General features: G+C 71.0%; 1 protein-coding gene. It reads right to left on the bottom strand.

The genetic code is table 11. The features are described 5' to 3' along the window. A partial coding sequence (locus ACTIR_RS21405) for an Rne/Rng family ribonuclease (protein ID WP_154663652.1) occupies positions 1-1,924 on the bottom strand: 1,924 nt, incomplete at both ends.

The following is a 1,924-nucleotide window of genomic DNA, read 5'->3' as shown; positions in this document are numbered from 1 at the left end:
CGGGGCGCGCCGCCTTGCGTTCGGCCCGGCGGTGCGCCTTGCGGTCGACCTTCGCGCCGGATCCGGAATCCGGGGCCGCACCACCCTCGTCCCCGGCACCGCCGGAGCGTCCGGAGGTGGCCTTGGCGCCGCCCGACGCCCCTGAGGCGTTGGCCATCACCGCCACCGCGGAGGCGACCGACTCGCGCTGTTCGGGGGTCGGCGCCGGAGCGGGCTGCTCACCGGGGCGTGTCGTGTCGCTCTCGGCCGCCTTCGCCTTGTTCCGCGAACGCCGGGAGCCCTGCTGCTGTCCGCCGTGCCCGTTCTGGTGGCCGCCGTTGCCCTGCGCGGACCCCTTCTGCGGCTCCTGGGAGACCAGCACACCACGCCCCTTGCAGTGCTCACAGGTGCTGGAGAACGCCTCCAGCAGGCCCGTGCCCACCCGCTTCCGGGTCATCTGCACCAGGCCCAGCGAAGTGACCTCGGCGACCTGGTGCCGGGTGCGGTCCCGGCCGAGGCACTCGGTCAGCCTGCGCAGCACCAGCTCCCGGTTGGACTCCAGGACCATGTCGATGAAGTCGATGACGATGATCCCGCCGATGTCCCGCAGCCGGAGCTGACGCACGATCTCCTCGGCGGACTCCAGGTTGTTCCGGGTGACCGTCTCCTCCAGGTTGCCGCCGGAGCCGGTGAACTTCCCGGTGTTGACGTCGATGACCGTCATCGCCTCGGTGCGGTCGATGACCAGGTAGCCGCCCGACGGCAGCCACACCTTGCGGTCCAGCGCCTTGGTCAGCTGCTCGTCGATCCGGTGCTCGGTGAAGACGTCCCCAGTGCCGACGTGGCGCTTGACCCGGTCGAGCAGGTCCGGGGCCACGTGCTCGACGTAGGACCGGATGGTCTCCCAGGCGGTGTCGCCCTGGATCTCCAGCTTCACGAAGTCCTCGGTGAACAGGTCACGCACGACCTTCACCAGCAGGTCGGGCTCCTCGTAGAGCAGCGTCGGCGCGTTCGACTTCTTACCGCTCCTCGCCGAGTCGGCCTTGTCCCGGATGACCTGCCACTGGGCCTCCAGACGGTTCACGTCCCGGCTCAGCTCCTCCTCGCTGACCCCCTCCGAGGCCGTCCGGATGATGACGCCGGAATCCGAGGGCACGATGCGCTTGAGGATGTCCTTGAGCCTGCGCCGCTCGTTCTCCGGGAGCTTGCGGGAGATGCCGGTGGCACCGCCGGACGGCACGTACACCAGGAACCGGCCGGGCAGCGAGATCTGGGTGGTCAGCCGCGCACCCTTGTGGCCGACCGGGTCCTTGGTGACCTGCACCAGCACGTTGTCCCCGCTGGACAGCGCCTGCTCGATCTTGCGGGCCTTGCCTTCGAGCCCGGCGGCGTCCCAGTCCACCTCGCCCGCGTACAGCACGGCGTTGCGGCCCCGGCCGATGTCGATGAAGGCGGCCTCCATCGACGGCAGCACGTTCTGCACCCGCCCCAGGTACACGTTGCCGACGATCGAGCCGCTGCCCGAGGACGTCACGAAGTGCTCGACCAGGACGCCGTCCTCCAGCACCCCGATCTGGGTGGAGTCCCCGCGCTCGGCCACGACCATCGCGCGCTCGACCGACTCCCGGCGCGCGAGGAACTCCGACTCGGACAGGATGGGCGCGCGCCGCCGGCCCGCCTCCCGGCCGTCCCGGCGGCGCTGCCGCTTGGCCTCCAGCCGGGTCGAGCCGCGCACGCTCTTCACGCCGTCCTCGCCCTTGGCGTCCGACTTCTTGTCGGACTTCTCGGACTTGTCCGGCTTGTCGGACCTGTCGGTGTCGCCGTCCTTGCCGTCCCGGACGTGGGTGACGGTGTTCGGCGGGTCGTCCGGGGTGGTGGAGTCGTCGTCGCCACCCTTGCGCCTGCGACGACGCCGGCGACGCCGGCTCCCGCCCTCGGTCTCGCC

Origin of the sequence: Saccharomonospora iraqiensis subsp. iraqiensis, assembly GCF_000430445.1 — a bacterium.
In the GTDB taxonomy this organism is placed as follows: Bacteria; Actinomycetota; Actinomycetes; order Mycobacteriales; family Pseudonocardiaceae; genus Saccharomonospora; species Saccharomonospora iraqiensis.
Note: the sequence above shows the minus strand (reverse complement) of the source record. Positions and strands in the feature narration are given on the sequence as shown.